The organism is Lysobacterales bacterium (genome assembly GCA_016721845.1).
Classification (GTDB): domain Bacteria; phylum Pseudomonadota; class Gammaproteobacteria; order Xanthomonadales; family Ahniellaceae; genus JADKHK01.
Genome location: JADKHK010000007.1, coordinates 196,772 through 223,484, shown reverse-complemented (window position 1 = coordinate 223,484; position 26,713 = coordinate 196,772). Strand labels below are relative to the sequence as shown.

General features: G+C 66.8%; 26 protein-coding genes. 11 read left to right on the top strand and 15 right to left on the bottom strand.

Features of this window, described 5'->3' with window-relative positions; translation table 11 throughout:
• On the bottom strand, positions 1–1,311 hold a 1,311-nt coding region (locus IPP28_05525; GenBank protein MBL0040507.1), incomplete at its 3' end, for an IS21 family transposase.
• Positions 1,312–1,547: 236 nt separating this feature from the next.
• On the opposite strand from IPP28_05525, the gene IPP28_05520 reads away from it, so the two are divergent.
• The 4 genes from IPP28_05520 (at position 1,548) to IPP28_05505 (ending at position 4,778) form a co-directional block, all read left to right on the top strand.
• Positions 1,548–1,985, top strand: a complete 438-nt coding sequence (locus tag IPP28_05520; GenBank protein MBL0040506.1) for a GNAT family N-acetyltransferase — start codon at positions 1,548–1,550, stop codon at positions 1,983–1,985.
• Positions 1,986–2,040: 55 nt separating this feature from the next.
• A complete protein-coding gene (locus IPP28_05515; GenBank protein MBL0040505.1) occupies positions 2,041–2,670 on the top strand; it encodes a dihydrofolate reductase family protein in 630 nt (209 codons plus the stop codon).
• A 90-nt stretch (positions 2,671–2,760) separates the two neighbouring features.
• Entirely contained in the window at positions 2,761–4,170 is a 1,410-nt protein-coding gene (locus tag IPP28_05510; protein MBL0040504.1) for a beta-lactamase family protein, read from the top strand.
• Between the two features lie 119 nt (positions 4,171–4,289).
• Positions 4,290–4,778 (top strand): hypothetical protein, encoded by a 489-nt coding sequence (locus IPP28_05505; protein MBL0040503.1) that lies wholly within the window; start codon positions 4,290–4,292, stop codon positions 4,776–4,778.
• A gap of 12 nt (positions 4,779–4,790) precedes the next feature.
• Here the strand turns inward: IPP28_05505 and IPP28_05500 are convergent, their stop codons facing one another.
• The gene (locus IPP28_05500) at positions 4,791–5,837 is read right to left on the bottom strand and encodes an ornithine cyclodeaminase (GenBank protein MBL0040502.1); all 1,047 of its coding nucleotides are present in this window, start codon (positions 5,835–5,837) and stop codon (positions 4,791–4,793) included.
• Between the two features lie 143 nt (positions 5,838–5,980).
• On the opposite strand from IPP28_05500, the gene IPP28_05495 reads away from it, so the two are divergent.
• On the top strand, positions 5,981–6,400 hold the full coding sequence (locus IPP28_05495; GenBank protein MBL0040501.1) for an Lrp/AsnC family transcriptional regulator: 420 nt from the start codon (positions 5,981–5,983) through the stop codon (positions 6,398–6,400).
• A 64-nt stretch (positions 6,401–6,464) separates the two neighbouring features.
• The gene (locus tag IPP28_05490) at positions 6,465–7,874 is read left to right on the top strand and encodes a hypothetical protein (GenBank protein ID MBL0040500.1); all 1,410 of its coding nucleotides are present in this window, start codon (positions 6,465–6,467) and stop codon (positions 7,872–7,874) included.
• A gap of 60 nt (positions 7,875–7,934) precedes the next feature.
• Here IPP28_05490 and icd read toward each other — a convergent pair whose 3' ends face one another.
• Positions 7,935–9,233, bottom strand: a complete 1,299-nt coding sequence (icd, locus tag IPP28_05485) for an NADP-dependent isocitrate dehydrogenase (protein ID MBL0040499.1) — start codon at positions 9,231–9,233, stop codon at positions 7,935–7,937.
• Positions 9,234–9,376: 143 nt separating this feature from the next.
• Between icd and IPP28_05480 the strand changes: the two genes are divergently transcribed.
• From IPP28_05480 to IPP28_05465, 4 genes are read left to right on the top strand one after another with little or no spacing between them, the layout of a single operon-like run.
• Entirely contained in the window at positions 9,377–10,513 is a 1,137-nt protein-coding gene (locus IPP28_05480) for a hypothetical protein (protein MBL0040498.1), read from the top strand.
• A complete protein-coding gene (locus IPP28_05475; protein ID MBL0040497.1) occupies positions 10,506–11,231 on the top strand; it encodes an ABC transporter ATP-binding protein in 726 nt (241 codons plus the stop codon). Before IPP28_05480 ends, IPP28_05475 begins: the two co-directional genes overlap by 8 nt.
• Before the next feature lie 51 nt (positions 11,232–11,282).
• Entirely contained in the window at positions 11,283–12,794 is a 1,512-nt protein-coding gene (locus tag IPP28_05470; protein MBL0040496.1) for a deoxyribodipyrimidine photo-lyase, read from the top strand.
• Positions 12,791–12,985, top strand: coding sequence for a DUF2256 domain-containing protein (locus IPP28_05465; protein MBL0040495.1), 195 nt, complete (start codon positions 12,791–12,793; stop codon positions 12,983–12,985). Before IPP28_05470 ends, IPP28_05465 begins: the two co-directional genes overlap by 4 nt.
• Positions 12,986–12,989: 4 nt before the next feature.
• Here IPP28_05465 and IPP28_05460 read toward each other — a convergent pair whose 3' ends face one another.
• The 7 genes from IPP28_05460 to IPP28_05430 all read right to left on the bottom strand — a co-directional run bounded on the left by IPP28_05460 (position 12,990) and on the right by IPP28_05430 (position 22,316).
• Positions 12,990–15,815, bottom strand: coding sequence for a proprotein convertase P-domain-containing protein (locus IPP28_05460; protein ID MBL0040494.1), 2,826 nt, complete (start codon positions 15,813–15,815; stop codon positions 12,990–12,992).
• A gap of 92 nt (positions 15,816–15,907) precedes the next feature.
• On the bottom strand, positions 15,908–17,077 hold the full coding sequence (locus tag IPP28_05455; GenBank protein ID MBL0040493.1) for an MFS transporter: 1,170 nt from the start codon (positions 17,075–17,077) through the stop codon (positions 15,908–15,910).
• The gene (locus IPP28_05450; GenBank protein MBL0040492.1) at positions 17,077–18,168 is read right to left on the bottom strand and encodes an AFG1 family ATPase; all 1,092 of its coding nucleotides are present in this window, start codon (positions 18,166–18,168) and stop codon (positions 17,077–17,079) included. The genes IPP28_05455 and IPP28_05450 overlap by 1 nt, the downstream gene beginning before the upstream one ends.
• Positions 18,165–18,827, bottom strand: coding sequence for an alpha/beta hydrolase (locus IPP28_05445; GenBank protein ID MBL0040491.1), 663 nt, complete (start codon positions 18,825–18,827; stop codon positions 18,165–18,167). The genes IPP28_05450 and IPP28_05445 overlap by 4 nt, the downstream gene beginning before the upstream one ends.
• Before the next feature lie 6 nt (positions 18,828–18,833).
• Positions 18,834–20,702, bottom strand: coding sequence for an ExeM/NucH family extracellular endonuclease (locus tag IPP28_05440; protein MBL0040490.1), 1,869 nt, complete (start codon positions 20,700–20,702; stop codon positions 18,834–18,836).
• A gap of 82 nt (positions 20,703–20,784) precedes the next feature.
• Positions 20,785–21,300 (bottom strand): cytochrome c5 family protein, encoded by a 516-nt coding sequence (locus IPP28_05435; protein MBL0040489.1) that lies wholly within the window; start codon positions 21,298–21,300, stop codon positions 20,785–20,787.
• A 122-nt stretch (positions 21,301–21,422) separates the two neighbouring features.
• The gene (locus tag IPP28_05430) at positions 21,423–22,316 is read right to left on the bottom strand and encodes a phenylalanine 4-monooxygenase (GenBank protein MBL0040488.1); all 894 of its coding nucleotides are present in this window, start codon (positions 22,314–22,316) and stop codon (positions 21,423–21,425) included.
• A gap of 125 nt (positions 22,317–22,441) precedes the next feature.
• Between IPP28_05430 and IPP28_05425 the strand changes: the two genes are divergently transcribed.
• Positions 22,442–22,921 carry an Lrp/AsnC family transcriptional regulator gene (locus IPP28_05425; protein MBL0040487.1) on the top strand — a complete coding sequence of 160 codons (480 nt, stop codon included), beginning with the start codon at positions 22,442–22,444 and terminating at the stop codon, positions 22,919–22,921.
• Here the strand turns inward: IPP28_05425 and IPP28_05420 are convergent.
• Genes IPP28_05420 through IPP28_05400 form a run of 5 tightly spaced genes read right to left on the bottom strand, consistent with a single transcriptional unit; the run spans position 22,909 to position 26,585 of the window.
• On the bottom strand, positions 22,909–24,276 hold the full coding sequence (locus IPP28_05420) for a sensor histidine kinase N-terminal domain-containing protein (GenBank protein ID MBL0040486.1): 1,368 nt from the start codon (positions 24,274–24,276) through the stop codon (positions 22,909–22,911). The genes IPP28_05425 and IPP28_05420 overlap by 13 nt on opposite strands.
• Positions 24,273–24,941 carry a winged helix-turn-helix domain-containing protein gene (locus tag IPP28_05415; protein ID MBL0040485.1) on the bottom strand — a complete coding sequence of 223 codons (669 nt, stop codon included), beginning with the start codon at positions 24,939–24,941 and terminating at the stop codon, positions 24,273–24,275. The genes IPP28_05420 and IPP28_05415 overlap by 4 nt, the downstream gene beginning before the upstream one ends.
• A gap of 27 nt (positions 24,942–24,968) precedes the next feature.
• Positions 24,969–25,691: a cytochrome b/b6 domain-containing protein gene (locus IPP28_05410; protein MBL0040484.1), complete on the bottom strand. Its 723-nt coding sequence runs from the start codon at positions 25,689–25,691 to the stop codon at positions 24,969–24,971.
• On the bottom strand, positions 25,663–26,166 hold the full coding sequence (locus IPP28_05405; GenBank protein MBL0040483.1) for a diheme cytochrome c: 504 nt from the start codon (positions 26,164–26,166) through the stop codon (positions 25,663–25,665). The genes IPP28_05410 and IPP28_05405 overlap by 29 nt, the downstream gene beginning before the upstream one ends.
• Positions 26,166–26,585, bottom strand: a complete 420-nt coding sequence (locus IPP28_05400) for a DUF1924 domain-containing protein (GenBank protein ID MBL0040482.1) — start codon at positions 26,583–26,585, stop codon at positions 26,166–26,168. Before IPP28_05400 ends, IPP28_05405 begins: the two co-directional genes overlap by 1 nt.
• Positions 26,586–26,713 lie beyond the last annotated feature (128 nt).

Below are 26,713 nucleotides of genomic sequence, written 5' to 3'. Positions count from 1 at the left end.
GATCACGCCCTGTGCGGCGCGCAGGTGATCGAGCACGCGATCGGCGAACAGGCGCTGGATCAGCGTGTGGCACTGCGGCCCGATGCGTTCGCTCTCGCGCAGACAATGCTGCGGATCGGCCATCGACCAGGCCAGCGCGTCCGGCGGCAAGTGATCGCGCAAGGTCGAGCGGCGATGCGATGAGGTGCGCACGTGCGTGGCGACGCGTTCCTGCTCGCGATAGATCTGGATCAGCTGATCGGTGGCGCGCAGCCACAGCTGCTGACTCATCAGGCGGAATGGCACCGAGTACAAGGTCTTCTCGAACTGGACGTGGGCATCGCGGTGCACGGTGACTCGGGCCCAGGTCGCGATCTCCGGCGGATGCGCCGGCAGCGCGATGAGCAGGCTGCGCTCCGTCGTCGTAAAGCGCGCCAGTGGCTGCTCGCGCGTGGTGCCGTGATTGCGCGTGCCGGCAGTGCCGAGCACCCATTCCTTGAGCTGTCGATTGGCATCCGCGAGATCGCGGAACTCGCGCAGCGGCAGGAAGTTGCGTTTGACGTACTTCACGCCGGACTCGACGATGCCCTTCTTCTGCGGATCACGCGGCGGGCACGGGCTGATCTTGAAGCCGTAGCCTTCGGCACACTCGGCATAAGCGCGCTGCACGCTCGGGTCGGTGATGCAGGCACGCGTGATCGCACACTTCGGGTTGTCGATGATGATCCGCCCGGGCACGCCGCCGAACCATTCGAACGCACGGCGATGACAACCGAGCCACGTCGCAATCGTCTGGTCGCGCACGACCTCGGCGTACTGGTGGCGCGACCAGCACAACGTCATCACGAACACCCAGGTCTTGAACACTTCGCCGGTGTGCACGTCGGTGATCTCCGGTCCGGAGCCGAAGTCGACCTGCGCGGCCTCGGCCGGATCGAAGTCGAGGCGCATCGTCGTGCACACCTCCGGCTCCGCGGCTGCGAGTTGCTGGCGGAAGCGGCGCATCGACGAATAGCTGCCGGTGTAGCCGTGGTTGCGACACAAGACCGCATGCATCGTCGTGCCTTGCAGGCCTTGCGCGCACCATTCGCGGATCAGCGACGCGAACGGCGCCAAGGTCGACACCGTGCTCGCTGCCACTCGCGTCGGCGTCAACGCCGCGGCCAGTGCCGCATCATCCGGCAACGGCAAAGCCGGATCGAGCCAGCCCATCTGCTCGGCGCGCTCGCGCAACTTGCCCAGCTTCTTGCGGCCCATCAGCCGCGACCGCGCGATGTCGCGATCGGAATCGCCCTGGCGCAGCCGCACCAGAACCTGTCGATACTGGAACATCTCGAATCTCCGTCTGCTCACCGCGCACCTCCGGATAAATCCGGAAGCGTACGGCCGTGGAGTTCGAGTCCTGCTCAGCCCACCTTGGCGCCTATACGCCGATCATCAAGTGGCGCCATTACGCCGATCCTGACGTGGCGCCATTATGGCGATCATGAAGTGGCGCCTTTATGCCGATCCTGGAATGGCGCCATTGGGGCGGTCGCTGACAGATGCAAGCGCGCATCGCATTGAACATGCCGGTGATCGTGGCGCGCGGCGCAACCGGCATTGACGGCGCGGCAATGGGCTACGCAACCGAGCCGCCCGCTTGGCCTGCGGACCTTGCGGAAGAATGGGACCGATTCGAACGCTCGGTGCCCGGGCTGCCCGACCGTCTGGCCGTCTACGATGAGCTCTCGATCAAGGCCAAGCCGCAGACGCCTCACTACTATCTTGGCGTGATCGGCGTGTCCCCGAACTTGCACGGCCAAGGCATCGGCAAACAGTTGCTGACGTCGTTCTGCGATCTCTCTGCCCGTGATTCGATGTCTTGCGGCGTCTACCTCGAGACGGCGAAGGCCTCGAACATTCCGTTCTACGAGCGCGCGGGCTTTGTCGAGACCGGCCGCGGCAGCCTTGGCCAGGCGACCTTGTGGTGCATGTATCGGCCACATGGCGGCGATAACACGTGAAACGCCTTCTGCATCACACGCACCCACCCACCACGCGCCGACGTCAAGGAGCAGCATGAGCAAGGTATTCGTCAACATCGCACTCAGCCTCGACGGCTACCTGGCGCCGGACGGAATGACCATGGTGAATCCCGGGTACAAGAGCTGGGGTGCGAAGTGGGGTGCGCTGATGGCCTGGCTGATCAATCAGCAGTCCTTCCGCGAGAACCTCAAGTTCGGACCCGGCGGCGAGACGGGTCCGGTCAATGACCTGGTGCGCAGCACCACCGAGCGCATCGGCGCCCACCTCATGGGCAAGCGCATGTTCGACCAGGGCGAACGCGCCTGGCCGGACGAGGCGCCATTCCATACACCGGTGTACGTGCTGACTAACGAGCAGCGCGAGCCCTGGGCACGCCCCGGCGGAACCACCTTTCACTTCATCAACGACGGACCGGAGCAGGCCTTGGCGCTGGCGCGGGCAGCCGCAGGCAGCCGCGACATCCGTATCGCCGGCGGCGCCGACGTAATCCAGCAATACTTGAATCTGGACGTCGTCGACGAACTGGAAATCGCGCTCGCGCCGGTGCTGTTCGGCAGCGGGCGGCGTCTGTTCGAGAACCTGCGCGAGCCCGGGCCGCAGTTCCGCATCGATCGGGTGCTGGATGGCCCCGCTGCCACCCACCTGCGCTATGTGCGGCGCTGACCGAGTTCCGACATTTCGAGCCGGCGACGCCGTGTCCGGTCAACTGTTCGGTCGTTGCCGCGTTCGGGTGATCTCGCTTCCGGAGTCGTCATGCGCGTCACGTTGAATCGTTGCTGGTGGTCGTTGCTGTTGCTCGGTGTCGTCGCGCCCGTGCAGGCGACCGATACGCGTTTCGATGCCGTCGATGCATCGGTCGACGCCTTGGTGGCCGAGCACCACCTCGGCGGCGCGGTGTTGCTGCTGGCGCAGGACGGCGTCGTGGTCCATCAGAAAGCGTATGGCAGCTACGCGCTCGACACCCGCGTGCCGGTCGCGTCGGCGAGCAAGTGGATGTCGGCGGCGCTGATCGCGCGCCTGGTCGATCAGGGCCGGATGGGCTGGGATGATCCGATCTCGACATACCTGCCGGATGCACCGGCCGACAAACGTGCAATCACGCTGCGCCAGCTGTTCTCGATGACCTCGGCCATTCCTGGCGGCGATCTGCATGGCGCTTCGCCGTGTCTGGCGGATCGTGCCACCACGCTGGCCGCGTGCAGCAGCGAGATCCTGCAGCTGCCGCTCACCGGCACGCCGGGCACGGTGATGGACTACGGCGGCAATGCGATGCAGGTGGCCGGTGCCTTGGCCGAACGCGCGACCGGCGAATCCTGGAGCGCGTTGTTCCGGCGCGAGGTCGCGACGCCGCTCGGCATGACCGGCACGCAGTACAGCTTCTTCCCGAACATCGATACGGCCAACCCGCGCATCGCTGGCGGCCTGTTCTCGACCGCGCCCGACTACATGCAGCTGTTGCTGATGTGGCAGGCGCACGGCAAGGCCACGGGCCAGCGGCTGCTGAACTCGGCGACGGTCAGTGCGATGGATCGCGACCAGACCGTCGGCACCCGCGTGATTTCGTCGCCGCTGCCCGGGGCCGGCTATGGCATCGGCCACTGGGTGGAGGCCAAGGACGCGAACGGGCACAGCACGCTGATCAGCAGCCCGGGCGCATTCGGCTTCACGCCCTGGCTCGATTTGCCGCGTGGCATCGCCGGTGTCCTGCTCATCTACGGCGACTTCAGTGCCACCCGCGCCGACACGACCCGCTTGATCCAGCAGGTATCACGCGTGCTCGACAAGGACATCGCCACGGTGCCGTTCGCCGACTTCGGCGGCATCTGGTGGCGACCGCAGGAATCCGGCAGCGGCTTCACCCTCGTCCAACGCTCCGATCATCAGATGACCGGCACCTTCTACACCTTCGACGACGCCGGGCAGCCGCTCTGGCTGGTGTTCAGCGAGGGCCAGTGGGCGTCCAGCACGCGTTGGCGCGGCAACCTGTATCGAACGAACTACGCCGGCACCGGCGCGCTGTCGAATGGCGTCGACCCGGCCCGCATCAGCGCCAGTGCCTACGGCACGATCCAGTTCGATTTCAGCGACGCGAACCACGGCCAACTCACCCTCGCCTATCCGCAGGCGACACGCGTCATCGCGATCGAGCGATTTCCGTTCTGACGACAACGTAGACGTGACCACCGGCACCGGCGCGAACCGGCGAGTGGCGCGAGGATGGCCACAACTCCAGCGAGGTGGCCATGCGTATCGCACTCTTGCTTTGCATCGGATGGTGGACCATGACTGCAATCGCCAGCGACACCGTCGCGCCGCCGACACCGCCGAAACCCGGCGAGGCCTGCCGCAGCGGCCACTTCCGCGACTTCGATTTCTGGGTCGGCGAGTGGGACGTCTACGGCCCCAAGGGTCAACGGGTCGGGCACAGCCGCATCGAGAAGATCCTCGGCGACTGCGTGATCGCCGAACACTGGCAAGGCGGTGGCGGCAGCGATGGCAAGAGCCACAACATCTACGACGCCGCACAGGATCGCTGGACCCAGTTCTGGGTCGACAACGGCGGCAATGCGTTGTTGCTGCACGGTGGATTGAACGGCGGCGCGATGGCGTTGCAGTCCGGAGACGGCCACCAGCGCATCACCTGGACGCCGCAGGCCGATGGGCGCGTGCGTCAGCACTGGGAGTCATCGACCGATGGCGGCCAAACCTGGACCACGGCCTTCGACGGCTGGTATCAGAAGGCCGGATCGGCACCGCCAGCGGCGGCGTGAACCGCGCGGCGATCAGGCCGCGCGCTTCAATGGGACGGCTGCTTCGGCCATCAGGTGCCCGTACAGGTCCTTCGGGTCAGCGAGGTCGGGAATCAAGCCGACCGGTGCGCCGAGACCCAGTTCCCGGGCAAGGTCGCGCAGCAGGCGCAGCGAGGAATAGTCCTCGAGCGCGAAGCCGACCGAGTCGAACACGGTGATCTCGCCGTCCATCGCACGGCCCGCGGCGTCGCCGGCGAGCACGCGCCAGAACTCGGTGACGCGGAAGTCGGCCGGCATTTGCTGCAGGTCGCCTTCGATGCGCGTCTGCGGCTCGTATTCGACGAACACCGATGCACGCGCCAGCACCTCGGCATGCAGTTCGGTCTTGCCCGGGCAGTCGCCGCCGACGCCATTGATGTGCATGCCGGGCGCGATCATGTCCGGCGTCAGGATGGTCGCATTGGTCTTGTCGGCGGTGACCGTGGTGACGATATCGGCGCCGCGCACGGCCTCGGCGGTGCTGGTGCAGACGACCACGCGCAGCCCCGGCACGTGAGACAGGTGCGCGACCAGCTTCAGCGTCGCCGCGGCGTCGAGATCGAACAGGCGCACTTCCTCGATCCCGAGCAGATGATGGAAGGCCAAGGCCTGGAACTCGCTCTGCGCGCCATTGCCGATCAAGGCCATCGTGCGCGCGTTCTGGCGCGCCAGGCGCTTGGCCGCCATCACCGAGGTCGCGGCCGTGCGCATCGCCGTAGTCAGGGTCAGTTCGCTGAGCAAGGTCGGCACGCCGGTCGCGACATCGGCGAGCACGCCGAAGGCCATCACCGTCGGCAGGCCTTCCCGAGTGTTCTTCGGATGGCCGTTGACATACTTGAAGCTGTACTCGCGCGCATCGGCGATCGGCATCAGTTCGATCACGCCCACCTCCGAATGCACGGCATGACGAGGGCTCTTCTCGAACTCGGGCCAGCGCCGGAAATCGTCTTCGATGTACGCCACCATGCGCGCCAGCACCTGGGGCAACCCGATGCGGGCGACGATCTGGGCGATGTCTTGGGTGGTGAGCAGCAGGGTCATGGCGGGCGTCTCCGAGCGGCACACGACGGCGCGTCGTGTCAGGTCGCCATTGTCCGGAGATCGCTGTCAGATCAAAACGTCAGAAATGCAATCACAACGGCATCCATGTAGCATTTCGGCAGACTTATTTGGCGAATTGATCGATGGACGCCCTCGACCAGCAACTGATCGCACAATTGCGCCACAACGCCCGTGCCTCGATCGCCGAACTTGCCGCGCAGCTGAAGGTGTCGCGCGGCACGGTCACGAACCGCATCGCGAAGCTCGAACGTGACGGCGTGATCGTCGGCTACACCGTGAAGCTGCGCCCCGATGCGGCACCGGACGAGATCCACGCCTGGACCGGCATCGCGGTGGAAGGCAACCAGCAACTCGTGATCCGCGCCCTGCTCGGCGAACCCGGCATCGCCGCGCTGCACGACACCAACGGCCGCTGGGACCTGCTCGCCGACCTCCGCGTCGGCAACCTCCAGGAGCTCGCCGCAGCGCTCGAACGCATCCGCCGCATCAAGGGCATCAGCGCCACCGAGACCAGTATCCATCTGCAGAGTTATCGCGGCTGATCGTTCTGCCGGTTTTTCCGCGGAACTGCGTTTTCAGGCGCAGGTTCCCAAGGAAACGTCTGTCATGCGCCTGCTTCGCCTGCTCTGTGTCCTGCACTTCGCCGTCGCCGCGGCTCCGGCGCTCGCCGGGTCGATCGCCATCGACCGCTATAGCGAGCTGGACGGCACCTTCAACTCGTCCATTCCCGGTCGCGTGCCGGTGCTGTTCGACCAGTCCGGCACGGCCTTTACCGACATCGGCGTCAACGCCTTTTCGAATCCGCAAGACGGGCGCATCACCAGCGTGGCGCAAGTCGACATCAACAACGCCGACGCCAATCTGGTCGGCATCGGTCTGGCCCGGCATCTCTACACCGGCGCCATCGACACCAGCTTCCAGGGCACCGGCAAGCGCGTCAAAGACGCCGCCCTGACCGCAGTGGTCGACGCCTGCGTCGATCCCAACGGGCGCATCGTCGTCGCCGGCATGACGCCGGGCGCGAACGGCTCGGCCGGCAACAAGGACCTCGCCCTCGTCCGCTTCAACGCCGACGGTTCCGATGACCTGACGTTCGCAGGCGATGGCGGTATCGCGTTCAGCCGTGGCGACGATGCCGTCGACCACGATGAAGCCATCCGCGATGTCGACTGTCTGGCGAACGGCAACCTCTTGATCGCGGGCTGGTACGACGATGGCGACGCACGCTTCGGCTTCGTTGCCGAAATGCCGGCCGACGGCACGCCTCAATCCCTGCGGAGCTACAACTTCGGCGCCAGCAATGGCGGGACCGCGGCCTTCATTTCGGCGGCCGAAATCGACAGCGGCATCGTCGCCACTGCCTTCCTGACCGGCACCTCGGCCCATGGCAAGGTCTTCTTCCTGAGCCCGGGCCCGAGCAATTACGTCGCGACCGCCAGCCGTTCGCCGTTCGATGTCGGCGGCGGCATCACGATCCCGAAATGCCTGTCGTTCGCCGAACCGCAACTGTTCGGGGTTGCGATGCTGGCCCCGGGCGACTATGTCTTCTCCGGCATCCGCAAGACCGGCGGGATCAATTCGCCCTTCGTCATGCGCGCGCAATTCGGCGAGCAACTGCTGGTGAATTGCACGGCGGTCGACAACGGCGTCGACAATGCCTATGTGACGCCACCCGTGTCGCTCGGCAACCTGGTCGTCATCGCGGCCGGGTTCCAGCCCTTCGGCAGCGGCCCGCTGACCAGTCGCCTGAGCGGCCTCATCGCCCCTGCCAACGGTGGCGCACTGACGACCTCGTCCGAGTTCGGTGTCGCCGGCCTTGCGCAATGGAGCTACCCCTACAGCAGCGCCAGCGCCAACAACAACCGCTCCTTCGTGCAACGTCTCTACATCGATCCCGCCTACAGCCTGATGGCCGTCGGCACCCGCGTCTGGAACGGCAACGACAGCGATGTCGCCATCGCGCGCTTCGGCTCGACAGGCGTCTTCAACAACAGCTTCGAAACCGTCGATCAATAGTCCGCACATGATGAGGCCCGCCGGAGCGGGCCTCGATGCACACAGGCTGACGAACGCGGATCACATCGCCTTGATCAGCTCATCCGCGAATTCCGAGCACTTCACTTCCTTGGCGCCATCCATCAGGCGGGCGAAGTCGTAGGTGACGGTCTTGTTGGCGATCGCCTTGTCCATCGCGGCGATGATGGCGTCGGCGGCGTCGACCCAGCCCATGTAGCGCAGCATCATTTCGCCGGAGAGGATCACCGAGCCGGGGTTGACCTTGTCGAGACCGGCGTATTTCGGCGCGGTGCCGTGCGTGGCTTCGAACACGGCATGGCCGGTGACGTAGTTGATGTTGCCGCCCGGCGCGATGCCGATGCCGCCGACCTGCGCGGCCAGCGCGTCGCTGAGGTAATCGCCGTTCAAGTTCAAGGTCGCGATCACGTCGAACTCGTTCGGACGGGTCAGCACCTGTTGCAGGGTGATGTCGGCGATCGCGTCCTTGATGACGATCCGGCCGGCCGCGACCGCGGCCTTCTGCTCGGCGTTCGCTTCGGCCTCGCCCTTCGCGGCCTTGGTCCGTTCCCACTGGTCCCAGGTGTAGACCTTGTCGCCGAATTCGCGCTCGGCCAGGGCGTAACCCCAGTTGCGGAACGCGCCCTCGGTGAACTTCATGATGTTGCCCTTGTGCACGATCGTCACCGACTTGCGCTTGAACTCGATCGCGTACTCGATGGCGGCGCGCACCAGACGCTCGGTGCCATCCTTCGAAACCGCCTTGATGCCGATGCCCGAGGTCTCCGGGAAGCGGATCTTGCCGAATTCCTTCGGGAAGGCTTCCTTGAACATCGCCATGAACTTCTTGTTCGACTCGGAGCCGTGTTCGAACTCGATGCCGGCGTAGATGTCTTCGCAGTTCTCGCGGAAGATCACCATGTCGACCTGCGACGGGTCTTTCACCGGACTCGGCACGCCCTTGAACCAGCGCACCGGGCGCAGGCAGACGTACAGATCGAGCATCTGTCGCAACGCGACGTTGAGCGAACGGATGCCACCGCCGATCGGCGTCGTCAGCGGACCCTTGATCGAAATCAGGTAATCGCGGCAGGCCTGCACGGTGGCTTCCGGCAGCCAGTTGCCGAACTGGTTGTTCGCCTTCTCGCCGGCGTAGATCTCCATCCAGTGGATCTTGCGCGCGCCGCCGTAGACCTTTTCGACCGCGGCATCGAACACGCGCACCGAGGCGCGCCAGATGTCGGCGCCGGTGCCGTCGCCTTCGATGAACGGGATGATCGGATTCGGCGGCACGCTCAGCACACCGTTCGTGATCGTGATCTTGGCGCCATCTGCAGGCACGTTCAGGGTGGGCTCGGCCATGGGTCTTCTCCGGTTGAATGGGTTCCGCGCCGGAGCCGGCGCGAGGCCGTGTATTGTCGCGGGTTCGTTGTGACAGGGATAGGTGGGGGTGTTTGGCGCGGAGTCGCGGGAACTTGCGCGGCGCTCCACACTCTCTCCCAGCCATGCCCGCGCTGCCCCATCCATTGACCCTCGAAGACCAGATGCTGGCCGGCCATCGCTGGCAGGCACGGCGGGCGTTGTGGCCGCAGACGCTGTTCCTGGCGGCGACCTATGGCGTGCTGGCATGGGTCCTGGTGTTGCTTTGGTGGCGCGTCGACGCCCACTGGATCACGGCCGGTGCGATGTGGATCCGTGCCCATGAAACGCTGCTGGCGCTGGCGGCGATAGGCGTCGCGATGGTGCTGGCGCGCACTCGCTTGCGACGCGATGCGAGGCGCCATGCCGCTTCTGCCGGTGCGGCGATGCCGGTATGGCGCGACATGCAGCGCCGACGCGATACGCGCACGCGCATGGTGCTGGGTTTGCATGCGGTGGCGTCCGTCACGCTGGTGGTCGGGATGGTCGCACTGCATGACCCGGGCGCCGCCTGGTCGAGCGCGGCGTCGTTGCGCTGGTCCTTGCTCGCCGCCCTGCTCACCATCGTGTTCATGCCGGCGCCTGCAGGTCGCGCGTCGACGCAAGCGACGCGACCGCCTCGTCTGGCGCAGGTGCCGCGCTGGCTGGCATCGCTCGGCTCAACCGACTTGCCGCACCTGCCGCAGTGGTGGTGGCAACGCGCCGGCAGTGCCTGGATGCGCGGCCGTGCCGCCACGGCACTGGCGGCCGGCCTGCTGCTGGCACCCACCGAGGCCTTCGCGATCCTGCTGCCGATGAGCCTGCTGATGTTGGCGGCCCTGTTCAATGCACTCGATGTCGCGCATCGACTCGCGGCCGAGGTCGCTTCCGTGCTGGCGGCGCGCCCGCCGTGCGCGCGGCGATTGTGGCGGGCCCTGTGGCCGCTGCATCTGGGGCTGACCGGCCTACTTGCGTTCGTGTCGAGCGTGCTGCTGCAGCTCGTGCGGATCACACCCGCGGTCACGCTCGTGATTGGCGTTGCCGTGGTGATCACGGCGAGCATCGACTTTCTGCTCGCGATCGTGTTGCGCCACGCACCCCACCGCCTCGGCTTGGCGCGCATGCAGCTGGCGGTCCTCGCCGCGGCACTGGCCAGCGCGATGCCGCCCTTGCTGCCACTGGCTGCGTCCGGCCTGCTGGTCTTGCTGGCGCGACGGGTGTGGCGGGGCGACGTGCATGCTTGAGATCGCCGGACTGGTCGTCGAACGCAGCGGACGCCGGGTGCTGAATGCGCTGGACTGGCGCGTGGCACGTGGCGAGTGGGTCGGACTGGTCGGCGCGAATGGCACCGGCAAATCGACCTTGATGCAGGCCATCGTCGGCCTGGTTCCGGGCAGCACGGGCAGCATCCGCATCGGCGGCCACGATCTGGCGGCGCACCCCGCTGCGGCACGCGATTGCTGCGCCGTGGCGATCGCGCCGGAACGCCTGCCCGACGGCCTGACCGTGCGACAACTGCTCGAACTCGTGCAGGCATCACGCGGATTGCCGACGAGCGCGAAGGCCGCGTCGCTGCACCTCGCCGAACGGCTCGGCCTGTCGCCCTGGCTCGACGCGTTCATCGGTGCCTGCTCGCTCGGCACGCGCCAGAAGGCCGGCATCGTCGCCGGACTGTCCGGGCGTGCACCGCTGTGGCTGCTGGACGAATCGCTGAATGGCCTCGATCCGGTCAGCGCCTTCGCGTTCAAGCAATTCCTCGGCGAACAGCAGCGCGCCGGCGACACCGCCATCGTGTTGGCCACCCATGGCATCGAACTCGCCGAGCGCTTGCTCACCCGCGTCTGCGTGTTGCGCGATGGCCGCATCGGCGCCGACTTCGACCGCGCACGTCTCGACGCGATTCGAAGCGACCCGTCGCAGTCTGTGGAAGCAGTGCTGGTCGCAGCGATGCAAGGCGCCTGAGCCGGCGTCGACTTCACGCCGATTGCGCGGGCCTGCGGCGATGCTGTCGGCATGTGGCATGTCGTCTGGTTCAAGCGGGATCTGCGCTGCGCTGATCATGCGCCGCTGGCGCGTGCCGCGGCTGCGGGCGCGGTGTTGCCGCTCTACATCGTCGAGCCCGAGTTGTGGGCACAGCCGGATGCCGGTGGCCGGCAATGGGACTTCGTGCGTGAATCACTGGTCGCGTTGCGTGCGGCGCTCGCCGTTCTTGGCTTGCCGCTGGTGGTGCGCAGCGGTGATGTCGTCACGGTGCTGGCGCGATTGCATCGCCAGCAAGGCATCGCGTCGATCCACGCCCATCAGGAAACCGGTAATGACTGGACCTTCCAGCGCGACCGCCGCGTGTTCGGCTGGGTGCGCGAACAAGGCATCGCACTGACCGAATATCCGGGCTTCGGCGTCGTCCGGCGGCTGCGCAGCCGCGAGCGCTGGACGGCACGGTGGGAGCAGGTGATGCGCGCGCCGGACTTGCCCCTGCAGATCGCGTCGCAACCCGGCCTGCCCTTCGACGCCGGCGCCATTCCCGACTGGCCGACGCCGGCGTTGCCGGCCGACGCCTGTCGCGATCGACAACGCGGCGGCCGGCCCGAGGCGCTCGCGCTGCTCGACAGCTTTCTCGCCGAACGCGGCCGTCATTACACCCGCGAGATGTCGAGTCCGCTGAGCGCGGCATCGGCCTGTTCGCGGCTCTCGCCCCACCTGGCCTGGGGCACGATCGGATTGCGCGAACTCGTTCAGCGCGTCCGCACCGAACGCAGCCGCTGCGCGGATCCCTGGCGGCGTTCGCTGGCCTCGCTCGAGTCGCGCCTGCACTGGCATTGCCACTTCATCCAGAAACTGGAGTCGGAGCCCGACATCGAATTCCGCAACGTGCATCCGGGCTTCGATGGCCTGCGCGAGGCGGACTTCGATGCGAACCGTTTCGATGCATGGCGTCGCGGCGAGACCGGCTGGCCCTTCGTCGATGCCTGCCTGCGCATGCTGGCGCAGACCGGCTGGATCAACTTCCGCATGCGCGCGATGCTGGTCGCCGTGTCGAGTTACCACCTGTGGCTGCATTGGCGCGAACCTGCCCTGTTCCTGGCGCGGCAATTCACCGACTACGAACCCGGCATCCACTTTCCGCAAGTGCAGATGCAGAGCGGCGTCACCGGCATCAACATTCCGCGGATCTACAACCCGGTGCAGCAGAGTCACGACCAGGACCCGCGCGGCGTCTTCATCCGCCGCTGGTTGCCGGAACTGCGCGGCGTTCCGGACGGCTTCCTGCATACGCCCTGGCTGATGGGCCAGACCCAGCAACAGGCGGCCGGCTGTCGCATCGGCACGCACTATCCCGCACCGGTCGTCGACCACGAGATCGCTGCACGCGAGGCGCGCAATCGCTATCTCGCATGGCGCCGCCAGCCCGGCATGCAGGAACTGGCCGAGTCGGTGCTGCGCAAGCATGGCAGCCGCAAGCGCAGTGTCGCGGTGCGACGGCCGGAACGCTCGCCACAATCCGACCTGTTTTCGCCGCAATGAAACGCCCACCCGAACAACCGCCGCGCTATCGCAAGTCCAACTTGCCATCGAAGCCTTGCGTCACCTGCGGCCGGCCCTTTGCCTGGCGCAAGAAGTGGGCGCGCGACTGGGACGCGGTCCGGCATTGCTCCGAGGCCTGTCGAAAAAAGAAAGGGCGCCGCGAGGGCGCCCTTTCCAGTCCGGAGCGATGACGAATTATTCGAAACCGTCGCCGAAGACGTTGTCGACCACCACGTTCATGGTCGGGAACAAGCACCAGCGCGTCAGGTTGCCGAGGTCGGCGCCGGCGTTGTCGGACACGGTCAGGGTCCAGCTGCCGGCGAAGTCCTGGCCATCGAAGGCCGACAACGGCTGGTTCGGCGTCCTCACGCCGGTCACCGCGGGCGGCGAACCGGCACACGCGGCTTCGATGGTGCCGTCGGCGCCTTCGTCATCCGCGGTCACGGCCACGTCGTTCGCACTGCAGCCATTGGTGCTCGCCGGCACCCCGGGACGATCCACCACGGCCACCGTGGTGACGCCATGGGTCAGTGTCATCTTCAGATCGCCGACCCAGCTGTGCGTGGCTTCGAGACGGACATTGAGGTCGGTCAGGACGCCGCTGGAACCGGTGAGCACATTGCTCACGCCGGCCGGGGCGTTATCCGGAATTGCCAGCGTGCCGGTGAAGCAGACCTCGTTCGCCGTGGTGAAGGTGCGGGCCACGGAATTCGAACCGGTACCGCAGGCATTGGTCGCGCGCACGCGCCAGAAGTAGGCCGTGTTCGGCGTCAGGCCACCGGCCTGGAAGCTCGTCACCGTGACATTGCCGGTGCTGACGATGTTGCTGAAGGCCACATCCGAGGCCACTTCGACGACATAGCCGCTGGCGCCGGCAACCGCCGCCCACGTGAGCACGGGCGATGTCGCCACGCCGGTCGCGCCGTCTGCCGGCGTGGTCAGCGTGGCCGCGCCGGGCGAGCCGCTGGCGAGACTGACATTGACCACGGCGTCACGCACGATCGGCGGTCCACCGGCATCGGTGGCATGCACGTTGATCGCGTAGTTGCCGGTCGCGGCACCGCCTGCGGTCGTGACCGTCAACACCGACGGCGTGCCGCCACCGGCCGGATTCACCACCGGATTGGGCGAGAACGTCGCACTCGGGAATGCAGCGCCATCGATGCCGGGCGTGCTGAGCGTGACCGTGCCGGTGTAGCCGGTGATGCCGCTGAGCGAGAGGTTGATCGGCGGCAGGGGCGTGCCTGCGCAGGCGCTGATCGTGGTCGGCGTGACGTTCATCAGATAGGTCGCACCGGCACCGACATTGGTGACACGGCCGATGAAGGAGCGCTGTGCCGCGCGATTGTCAGTCCAGGTCATGCCGACGGTGGCATTGCCCGCGGCCGTCGACAGGCCGTTGTAATCGCCCCATTCCTGGCCGTCGTTGATGTTCGGCGACGTCGCCGCGGTCACCCGCGTCTCCTCGATCCAGCTGGTGCCGCCATTGGTCGACAACACGTAGTAGAAGTCGGTCTTGTCGCGCAGGCCGGCGCCCGAGTTGCGGGTGTCGTAGAACGCCACATGCACGTTGCCGATGGCATCGACATCCAGCCACGGGTTGAAGCGGTCGACCGTGGTCTGGTCGGCGATCGAATGCGGCGGCGCGGCGCTCTGCCAGGTCGCACCCTGATCGTCGGAATAGCGCACCACGACCCAGCCGTGACTGGCCGACGCCGAACCGCTGCCGCCGCCGGGGCTGCCGGCCGCCTGGTTCTCGTCGGCAAACGCGGCATAGATGCGGCCGTTGTGCGGACCGCCGCTGGTGTCGACATCCGCTGCGACATAGATGAAGGCACGACGCGTTTCCATGGCCGGAATCGCGAAGTCGAAGTCGCCCCAGAGGTCGTAGACGATGCTGCTCTGCGCGGCCGTACCCGGGTCGAGATCGACGAAGGTGACGCCGCCGTCGTCGGATCGCAGCACCCGGACTTCGGTCGAATTGTTGGTGACGGTCGGCCAGAAATAGTAGATACGGCCTTGCGCATCGGTGGTGATGTCGCTGCCGATGCCGCGCTCTTCCGCCGCGAACGATTGCGTCGGCTGGAACGTCATGCCAGCACCGCCGTTGACCGGCGCGGTGTTCATGCGCGCGAATTGCATCACGTTGCCCTGATGCCAGGTCACGTACGCACGTCCGAAGAAGGGCGAGGTCGGCGACTTGTCGACGTGGATGTATTCCTTGTCCGAGCTGGCGGTGGATACCGAGACCGGACCGAGCCAATTCGCGCCGTTGTTGAACGACCAGTACACCTGCGTGCAGAAACCGCCGCCGCAGGTGCCGCCGAGGGTGGCGCCGTAGACGATGCTGCCGTCGGGCGACCAGTCCATCGCCGGGTCGCAGCAGGAGCCCGGGAAGACGCCGGCATTGATGAAGGTCGAACCACCATCGGTCGAGGCCACCATGCGCTGCCCGCCGACACCGTTCGAGCCGAGGATCATGATGTTCGGATTGGCCGGGTGGTACTCGATCGCGGTTTCGTTGTCGCTGTTCGTGCCATCGAACGGACCCTCGCCGATGATCGGCGCCGCTTTCGGCAACGGGTCGGTCGCATACAGGAGCGGCGGCGGCGGATTGGCCGGATCCGGATGGGTATATCGGCCGAGGCCCTTGCGCAGCAGCACGCCGTTGCGCAGCAGGCCACCGAAGCGATAGTTGAACTCCTTGTTGAACTCGCGCGGATAGTGCTCGTACAGCGGGAAGCCCTGCGCGGCCATTTCCTTGCGCTTCTGGACCTTGAAGAAGGCCGGCACGCCGGGAACGAAACGATCGTTCTCCGGGATCACGGTGAGGTCTTCGTGGGTCAACTGATAGTTGCGGTCATCCCAGGGACCGAGGGCCTTCAATCCGGCATAGTCGACCTGTGGATCGACACCGCGCGCCTGATCGACGACGACATCTTCGGGCTTGGCATCTTGCGCCAGGACCGGCGTGCAAACAACGAGAAGCAGCGCGAGGCTGCGGAATACGGTGCGCAACATGACTTACCCCCAAAGAGAACGCCCGCCGGGCGTTCACACAGTATAACAATTGATTGGGGGAGGCGCTTCGTCCTGGAGGCTCAGGCGCCGGGTCATCGATCCGCGCGGAGCGCAGACGCCCGGGAAGCGCCGATCAAGGCCGCGAGCGCCACCACCGCGGCGACCAGGAACATCGCCTGCGCACCGAGCCATTGCCATAACCCGCCCGCGGCAACACTTGCGACCAACAAGGCGATGCCGCCGGCCAGATGGAAGACGCCGAACGCCGTGCCACGCAGGGCTTTCGGTGCGACGTCGGACAACATCGCCGACAACAGGCCCTGGGTGAAACCGAGGTGCACGCCCCAGAGCACGACGCCGAGCGCGGCACCAAGTCGACCGGGTACGCCGGCAAACACCAGATCGGCCACGACCAGCAGCACGACGCCGGTCAACAACAACGAGCGGCGCGGGATCCGGTCGGCCCACCAGCCGACCGGATAGGCGGTCAGCGTGAAGGCCAGGCTCATCAGGACCAAGGCCATCGGCGCCAGGCTGTTACCGAAGCCGGCGTCACGCATGCGGATGACCAGGAAGCCTTCGCCGAAGCGCGCGAGATTGAGCATCGCAGCGATCCCGATCACGCCCCAGACGCGCGCATCCAGCACGCGCCAGTCGCGCAGCGTCAACGCGGTCTTCTTGTCGCTGGCGTGCTGCTCCGGCTCGCGCACGTAGACCATCAGCACCAGCACCGCGAGCAGGCCGGGAATCGCTGCGAACCACAGTGCGGCGCGGACATCGAGCAGCCACAGCATCAAGGCCATTGCCGCCAGCGGCCCGATGACCGCGCCGACCGTATCCAGCGACTGCCGCAGCCCGTAGGCAGCGCCGCGTTGCTCGGGCGGCGTGACATCGGCGATCAGGGCATCGCGCGGGGCGCCGCGTATGCCCTTGCCGATGCGATCGAGCAGACGCGCGCCGAGGATGAAGCCGGCACTGTTCACCAGCGGGAACACCAGCTTGGTCAGGGCCGACAAGCCGTAACCGGCGACGACCAGCGGTTTGCGCCGACCGATGCGGTCGCTGAGTGCACCGGAGAACAGCTTCACGATCGATGCGGTGGCTTCGGCCATGCCTTCGATCAGTCCGATCATGACCATGCTCGCACCCAGCGGACCGGCCAGCAGCAAGGGCAACAACGCGTGCACCAGTTCGGACGAGACGTCGGTCAGCAAGGACACGATGCCGAGTGCCCAGACCGTGGTCGGCAGCCGCGCGCGCATCAGGGCTTGTGCTCGCGGGCGAGATACTCGGCGCTGCGCATCTCGATCAGGCGCGACAACGTGCGCTCGAACTCGTGGCGATGACGCTCGCCGCGATACAGCTGCATCGGTTCGGCCTCGGCGCTGAGCACGAGGTTCACGTTGCGATCATAGAACTCGTCGACCAGGTGCACGAAGCGCTTGGCGGCGTCTTCGCGGCGTTGCGTGCTGTCGAACTGCGGCACGTTCGACACGAACACGGTCTGGAAGCTGCGCGCGATCTCGATGTAGTCGGCCACCGCGCGCGGCCCCTCGCACAGGGCAGCGAAGTCGAACCAGATCTGGTCGTCGGCGAGGCGGCGCAGCGGGATATCGCGGTCATGGACGCGCAGGATCGCGTCCGGGCGCAATTCACCGGGCGCCAGCTGGTCGAACATGCGCGACAGGACCGCGTCGGCCGCGGCATCCGCGGGAGTCAGGTACACGCTGGCTTGCGTCAATGCGCGCAGCCGATAGTCGATCGTGCTCGCCAGCTCGATCACCTCGCAATGGCGCTCGATCAGCGCGATGGCCGGCAGGAAACGCGCGCGCTGCAGGCCGTGTTCGTAGAGGCGCTGCGGCGCCAGGTTCGAGGTCGTCACCAGGGTCGCGCCGGCCTCGAACAGATGGGTCAGGAATTCGCCGAGGATCATGGCGTCGCCGATGTCCTGCACGAAGCATTCATCGAGGCAGAACAGCTGCGCCTCGCGCGCAAAACGCTGCGCCACCCGTTTCAATGGATCCTGCTCGCCGGCCACCTCGCGCAAGGCCTCGTGGATGCGCCCCATGAAGCGATGGAAGTGCAGGCGCAGCTTGCGCGGCCCCGGCAACGTGTCGTGCAGCAGATCGATCAGGAAGGTCTTGCCGCGCCCGACGCCGCCGTGCAGGTACAAGCCGCGCACCGGCGGCACCGAACGGAACCGGGAGAGAAATCGATGGATCGCGCCATCGTCGGCGCGATCGATGATCTGTGCATGGATGCGATCCAGCACCGGCAACAAGGCGCGTTGGGCCGGATCATCCTGGCGATGCCCGCGTTCGATTTCGCGCTGGTAGGCGGCGCTCGGGTTCATGCCGGCGGCGGCAATTTCGGTCCGGCGAACTGCGCGATCGCTTCGCGCAGGGCCAGCAAGCGGCCATGGAAGAAATGCGAGGCGCCATCGAACCGCAACAGCGTCGGCGCGGGGTGGCGTTGTCCGACCCAGGCATACACCTCGGCCGGATCGACGACCTCGTCGGCATCGGGCTGGATCACCAGCCATGGACACCCCGGTTCGCGGAAGCCATCGACATCGCGACGACCGACCGACGGCGCGAGGGAAATCAGCAGGTCCGGTCGGATCGCGGCGGCGCGCATCATCGACACGTAGGCGCCGAACGAAAATCCGGCGAGGACCAGCGCGGCCGTGGGCCGCGTCGTGCGAACCCACGCGCAGATCGCGGTCAGGTCATCGCCCTCGCCGCGGCCTTCGTCATGCCCGCCTTCGGAGCGCCCGACGCCGCGGAAATTGAACCGCAACGTCGCACAACCCTGTTCACGCAATGCCTGCGCGGTCGTGGTCACGACCTTGTTGGTCATCGTCCCGCCATGCAGCGGATGCGGATGACAGATCACCGCGACGGCATCGCGCCGCGAGGCGTCGCCCGACCATTCGATCACCGCGTCGATCGCGCCCGCAGCACCCGGCAACAACAACGGGCCGGCACCTTGCGGGAACGCGGTCGGCCACATCGCGGATCAGCCGCCGGGCACCGGTGCCACGGTCTGCGGTTGCAGGCGCAGGCCGAGCAGCAACGGATCGTGGTCGGAGCTGCGGAACACATCGGGCCGGTAACGCGTCTTCAACGCCCGGCGGTCGTAGTCGGGCTCGTCGTATTCGAAGCCCGGCGACTCGTCCGCGTTGATGTGCCATTCGCCGACACCACCGACATGCGCCGCCAGCGACGCAGTCGCAAGCGCGTGGTCGAGGCGTCCGGAGGCGCCGCGGAAGACGTAGCTGTAGGCGGGTTCGCTCATCTGCGCCGAGACCACGTCGATATAGCCGCGACTGGTCAGGAGCCGGACCGGGTCCTCGTTGCCGTAGGCATTCAGGTCACCGACCAGCAGCACGCGATCGTGCCCGGTCTTGAGCGGATCGGTGGCCAGCCAGTCGGCGAGCACGCGCGCCGATTCGACGCGCTTGGCGTTGTAGCAGCCCTGGCCATCCTCCTGGTCCCGGTCCGGACCTTCGGCGTCCTGGCAACCCTTGGACTTGAAGTGGTTCGCGACCACGACGAAATCGAGCGCGCCGGACACGAAACGCTGTGCCAGTGGCGCCCTCGACCACTGCGCGAACGGCCCCTCGGCGGTAAAGGCCGGCGCGCCCTGGGTCTGCACGCGGCTTTGCCGATAGATCAGCGCGACCGTGATCAGATCGCTGCCGATGCGCTCGGCCTCCGGCTTCACGAAACTGTAATCGCCGCGCTCCGGTCCACGCACCTTGTTGAGGCTGCGAACCAGCCCGGCCAGCGCCGAGGTCTCGCCATAGCCATCGTTCTCGACTTCCATCAGGGCGACGATGTCGGCGTCGAGCACGTCGAGCGCGGCCACGATCTTCGCGGTCTGGCGCTTGAACGCGTCGGGATTCTGCGCGCCGCGCTCGGTCGGGAAACCACCGCCGGCGCCATCCCCATTGAAGTAGTTCAGGACATTGAAACTGGCGACGCGCAGGTCGCCATCGACTTCCGGCGGCTTGGCCGGACGCGGCGCATGGGTGACCGAAGCGATCGGCGCAATCAATTGCAGGCGGTATTCGCCCTCGCGCTGCTCCAGCACGCCGTCGATGCCGCGCACCTCGGAGTCGACGCGATAGGTGGCCTCCGGCGTCAGCGGCGCCGGCAAATGCCATAGCTTCTTCGGGAACTCGTCGAGTCGGGCGTCATCCAGCACCAGTTGGCTGGCGGCATTGGCCGCCGCCAGCGCCAACGCGTCCTGGCCCGGGATGTGCCGTTCAGTCGGCGCGAAGTCGCGGCCGTCGAACGAGACGATCAAGCTGCCGTGGCGCAGCAAATCCTCGTTGCCGACCAGGGATACCGGTCCGGCCACGCTGATGCGTTCGCCTTCGTAGCGCTCCCACCCGGCCGGATCGCTGCCCGCGGCCGCCACCGGGCGTGCCTGCATCGGCACGGGTTTGCCGCATTGAACCAGCGCGCCGACCTCGATCAGTGCAGTCTGCGTATCCGGCGCCGGACCAAGTTCGGCCACCGTGGCACGCACGCGCACCAGACTGCCGACCGGCCATTCCAGCGGCTCGGCATGGCGCACGAAGATGCCTTCGGAACTCGCCGGATCCTGATCTTCGCTGCCGCGGTCGGCCATCAAGTAGAAGCCGCCGAGACCGTCGATGAACTTGGCGCTGACGCGCGCTTCGACTTCGACGATTTCGCCGACCACCGGGCTCATTGCCTGGTTGCCCTGGACCGTGTGGATGGCTGCGGCGATGCGTCCGCACTGCAGCGGGCCGTCTTCAACCACCGGGATGCCGTTCGGACCGATCTCGGGCGCGCAACCGGTGGCCGCCAGACAGGCCGAGATCGCGACGGCAGAGACAAGGCGCTTCGTGTTCATGCGGATTCCAGTACTGCAAACCAAGGCGCCGCCCGAAGGCGGCGCGCACATCCGTCAGGTCCGGACATCGGACCGCAACGGGTCACTTCAGGTTGTCGACCATCCACTGCACCGTCGCATGCACCTGCTCGTCGCTGAGCGACGGATTGCCGCCGCGCGCCGGCATCACGCCAGCGGCACCGGTGTAGCCCTCGCTCGCATGCTTGACCAGCGTGTCGATGCCCTGGGCGGTACGTGCAGCCCACAGCGCCTTTTCCAGCTTCGGCGCGCCACCCGCACCGGAGACGTGGCAGGCACCGCAGAGGTTGTTGAAGATCACCGAACCATCGAGCGTGCCGTCATAAGCGACCTGGCCCTTGGCGGCAGCGGCGGCAGCGGCCTTCGCGGCTTCCATCGCGGCCTTGCCGGTGGCGCCCGCAAAGACATCGCCGACCGGCGCGATGCGCGCATTGGTCGCGGCGACGATGGCCCCGTTCTCCTCGCGCGGATGCTGGCCGTAGATGAAATGTGCAAAAAGGATCAGCACCACGGTGAGCACCATCAGCCCGGCAATCAACTGGGCAAAGTGCTTCATGAAGGTCAGGTCATGCTTGTTCATGCAGGGTCTCCACGGCCGAAGCGGGACTGCGGGCGCAGCCGCCTCGGGAGGCAGGAAAAGGGTCTCGCCATTGTGCCGGGGCGGGCGCGATGCGGCAAGGCGAATCGCCGGTACCGCTGCGATCAGACGTCGCCGTCAGCCAACCAGCCCTCGCCGGTACCGCGATTGAACACGCGGTCGGACTCCAGCACGGACGCCGCCGGAACCGGATCGGCGCCCTTCATCTGGTAGTAGATCGGGCCGAAGTCGGGGTCGACCGTGGCCTTGAACAGCTGCTCGAAGCTGTCGATCACGAAGTAGGTCTTCTGGTAGCTGTCGATGCGATATCGCGTCTGCATCACCCGCTTCACGTCGAATCCGATGCGGTTCGGCGCCGACGATTCCAGACAATGGATCGACTCGCCCTTCGACGACAGGATGCCCGCGCCATAGATGCGCAGGCCCTGCGGTGTGTCGATCAAGCCGAACTCGACCGTGTACCAGTACAGCCGCGTGAGGTTCGCCAGCGGTTCGCTGCCGAAGGTCGACGCGCGCACGCCACCGGCGCCATAGGCCTGCATGTAGTCGGCGAACATCGGGTTCATCAGCAGCGGCACGTGCCCGAACAGGTCGTGGAACAGGTCGGGTTCGGCGATGTAGTCGATCTGGTCGGGGCGGCGAATCCACCAGGTCACCGGGAATTCGCGCGCCGCCAGGTGCTCGAAGAAGGTCAATTCGGGCAGCAGGCCCTCGACGCCGATCAGCGTCCAGCCGGTGGCCCTCATCAGATGCTCGTTGAGTTCGTCGAACTTGGGGATCTGCGCGTCGCTCATGCCGAGCGCCGTCATCGCGTCGAGGAATTCAGGGCAAGCGCGCCCCTGCAGGATCTCGCGCTGGCGCCGGAACAATTGGCCCCAGACCGCATGATCGGTCGGCGAGTAACTCGCCCACGGCTGCTTGACCACGGCGGTCGTGTAGACGGGCACATAGCCTTTGTCGGTCAGTTGATGTTCGACGCGGCGGGCTTCGCTGGTCACGGGTCGGGCTCCGGAGGAATGGGCGCAAGGATAGGCCGGAATCCGCGCAATTCCATTGCGACATGGTCGCAATAACGTAATTTTGCGCAACAATCCACCACCTTTTCGACTATTCAGGGCAGATCATGTCCGGCATCACCCTCGATCGTACCGACCTGCGCATCCTCGCCGTACTCCAGCGCGAGGGCCGCATCGCCAATGCCGAACTGGCCGAGCGCGTGCAGCTCTCGCCCTCGCCCTGCCTCCGCCGCGTCGCGCGCCTGGAAGCCGAGGGCGTGATCGCCGGATACGCCGCCCGGCTCGATGGCGGCCGTATCGGCCTCGGCCTGCAGGCCTTCGTGCGCGTGCAGCTCTCGCGCCACGACCGCGACGCGATCGCCCGCTTCGCCGACCTGGTGCGCGAGTGGCCGGAGGTCGTCGCCTGTTACGCGCTGACCGGCGACATGGACTACCTGCTGCAGGTCTTCGTCGAGGACCTCGCGCATTTCTCGAACTTCCTGATGGATCGCCTGCTCAACGCCGCTGGCGTCGACGACGTGAACTCCAGCTTCGTGCTGCGCGAAGTGAAACCGCCCGGCGCCTTGCCGCTGGATCATCTGGTCTGAGGCTGGCCCGACGCGATGCGGGCGCCGGCAACGCGCACGCTCAATCCGCCGAAGGGCGACGGTTGTGTCGTGTCGACTGACAGCCCATGCACGTCGGCGATGCGTCGCACGATCGACCAGCCGAGGCCGCTGCCGCTCTCGTCGCCGCCCCCGACCCGGAAGAATCGCTCGCCGAGCCGCTGGCGATCGCCGACCTCCAGTCCGGGACCACCGTCATCGATGCGCAACTCGACGCGCGATCCTTCGCGCTTCACCTTCACCGCGATCCTCGTCGCATTCGGGCTGTATCGAATGGCGTTGTCGACGAGATTGCGGATCAGGACCGAGAGCAGCGTCTCGTCGCCCGCGATCACGGCTGCCTCGTCGGCGTCGAACGACAGGACCTGGGATCGGGCAACCGCCTTCGGCGCGAGATCGCCGACCACGCTGCGCGCCAATGCCGACAGGTCGAGCGCCGTCAAGGCGGTCGGCATCGAGGCATCCAGGCGCGACAGCATCAGCAACTGTCCGATCAGCCTGGCCGCCCGATCGCAGCCGGCGATGGTCGCTTCCAGGGCGTGGCGGCGCAGGCCGTCGTCGCGTTCGGCCAGCGCGACCTGCGCTTGCGCGCGAATGGCCGCGATCGGCGTGCGCAACTCGTGTGCCGCATCCGCGGTGAAGCGACGTTCGACACTCATCAGGCTCGCAATGCGGCCGAGCAGGCCGTTCAACGCATCCACCAGCGGCGCGACTTCGGCGTTGGCGTCGTCAAGACTCACCGGCGCCAGCACCTGCGGCTCGCGGAGGGCCAGCGTGCGGCCGAGCTGACGCAGCGGCTCGACCCCGCGCCGCACCGCCCACCACGCCGCGAGCCCGAGCAGGGGCAGCGCCAGCACCATCGGCCACAAGGTCGAGCGCAATACCGCCCACAGAATCGCGTTGCGCGACGCGAGGCGTTCGCCGACATGGACGATGACATCGTCTTTCTTGCCCAGTGTCGTGAACACGCGCCAGCGCACGTCGTCGATGCGGACTTCGCGGAATCCGCCCAGGTTACGCTCCTGATGATCCACCAGCGGCCGTCGCGGCGCGTCGGCCGAGTGCAGCACCAGTCGCCCGTTGTGGAAGACCTGGAACATCACGGTCGCGGCATAGCGATGCAACTGCGGCGCATCGACGTGGTGCTCGTCCTCGGCGTCATACTGCTGGGCAATCAGCACTGCCGCGGCCTGCGCGAGATGGCTGTCGAGCAACTCTTCGAGTTCATGGCGGGTGTCGAACCAGGTCAGGGCCGCGGTACCGACCCACACCAGCGCGACCATGCCGAGCACGAGCACGAGGACGCGTGCCTGCAGCGAGCGTGGCCGCGTCGTCATTGCGGCGACTCGCGCATCAGCAGGTAGCCGATGCCGCGCACGGTCTGGATCAGGTGCGTCCCGAGCTTGCGCCGCAAATGGTGCACATGCACTTCGATCGCGTTGCTCTCGACTTCCTGTCCCCAACCGTAGACGCGCTGTTCCAGCTGTTCGCGCGACAACACGCGACCGGCATTCAGCATCATGTTGTGCAAGACATCGAATTCGCGCGCGGACAAGGGCACCGGCACGCCATCGCGGGTCACGGCGCGCGCGGCGGGATCAAGCACGACACCGCGGATGCCGATGGATTCCTGTGGCTGTCCATGCGCGCGACGCACCAGCGCACGCAAGCGCGCCGCGAGTTCATCGAGGTCGACCGGCTTGACCACGTAGTCGTCGGCACCGAGGTCGAGTCCGCGTACGCGATCCGCAACCGCGTCGCGGGCCGTCAGCACCAGAATCGGCACACCGATGCGCGCGCGTCGGGCGGCGGCCAGGACGTCGAGCCCATCCTTGCGCGGCAAGCCGAGGTCCAGCACCGCCGCGGCGTAGGGCTCGGCGCCCAACTCGCGCTCGGCCGCTTCGCCGTCGCGCACCCAGTCGACCTGCCAGCCCTGCTGCCGCAGACCGGCGCGCAGGCCTTCTCCCAGCAGTGGATCGTCTTCGGCCAACAGGATGCGCATGCGACGGATTCTCCCATGGTCGACGCTTCAATCGGCGTCGGCATCCGCGGCTTGCGCGGCGACCTCGCTGTCGCTGGCTGCGGTCATGCCCCGGCTCGGCAGGAACTGCCAGGTCCAGAGCGCGAGCATGGCCGCGATCAGAAGCATCGCGACGCCGAGGCGTGCGCTCGGGATCGCATCGCTGCTGTTGCCCGGCTTGCGACCGCTGAACATCGCGCCGATCAGGTTCTCGCGATGCAGGACGCTGCTCAAGAGCACGCCGGCAACATGCCCGGCGATCACCAGCAGCATCAGGTTCGCGCCGATCTCATGGGCCTCTTCGACCCAGTGGCCGCCGAAATCGTTGTAGGTCGCCAAGCCGGCCGCAGGCACGACGATTGCGAGCGCCAGCAATGCCAGGATCGCGATCGCACCGGCCGGATTGTGCCCCCGGAAGTGCTCGGGTGCGCGCCGCAGAAGACCCGCGACATAGCCGACGATGGCGCGCGGACCGCGCACGAATTCGCTGAAGCGGGCATAGCGGCTGCCGATGAATCCCCAGAGGATGCGGAATGCCACCAGCACGACCATTCCGTAGCCGAATGTCACGTGCAGCAGGCGCTGCCGTTCGCTCTCGGCGGTCAGCCATGCGCCGGCGAAGCACAACACCATCAGCCAGTGGAAGACCCGCACCGGGGCGTCCCAGACCAGCACGCGCGGTGCCACCTGCTTGGCGGTTGCGTCACTTGGGGATGCGGACATCGTGTTCATCGAAGACTCCCTGGTCGGATGTGCGGTGACAGGCACTGCAGTTCGATCGCGACTTGATCGCCGGGCGCTGCCAGGTGGCGGACGAAATTTCGTCGTGCTGGCGCGTGAACCAACGCGACCGCGAGATGCGGTCTTCCGGCGGCGTTTCGACGACGCGCTTGGCGGCAGCGGCATTCCCGACCAGCCAGGCCTCGATCTCCTTCGCGGTCGTGGCGTCGAGCGAGGCGTCGGTGCCGAAATGCTGCGGCAGCGTCCGCATCAGACGTTGCCACGACGTCGCCGGCAACATGCGCGGCAGGAATGCGGCGTGACAGGCCGCGCACTCGGCCAGATAGACCGGCGGCGGCGGCGTCTTGCGTGCGTCGGCGGCGTCGATGGCCGACGACAGCAGCAGCATGCTGATCGCAATGAACCCATGCAGGTGGAGCGGAAAGCGCAATGCGGTGGACATGGTCGGACCTCTGGGCAGATGCATCAGGGTTGGAGGGTGACGAGCCAGGCGAGCACGTCGGCCTTCTCGGTGGCGCTGCACTCGCGCCCGAGCACGTCGTTGCAGTTGCGCCGGAACCATTTCTCGACCTTGGCCGGATCGGTGAACCGCTCGGCATTGAACGCCGGTGCGAGCGGCGCAATCACCTTGCCGGTGACGGCATGTTTTCCGGGCCGCGTCGGCACCGCGCCGTGGCAGGACGCACAACGCCAGTCGTTGCCCTGTGGCGACGTGAACAGTTTTTGGCCCCGGGCCGGCTGCGCCGGCGTACCGCTGGCCGCGACGTAGCCGCTCAGGACCTGGGTCGGGGTCTCGGCCTGCGTCGCGCTGGCGAGAACCAGCGCGGCGCAGGCAATGACGGCGAGGACGAAGCGTGCAGGGGTGTCGTTCGGTTGCAGGTTCATGACGTCTCCTTTGAGACCATGCTGGCAAACCGGTCTTAGGGATTTCTTAAGCACCTGTCGGAGCGGCGCTTGCGTACTCGACTCAGGTATGCGATTCGGTGATGCGTCCACCCGCCACGGTCGCGCCC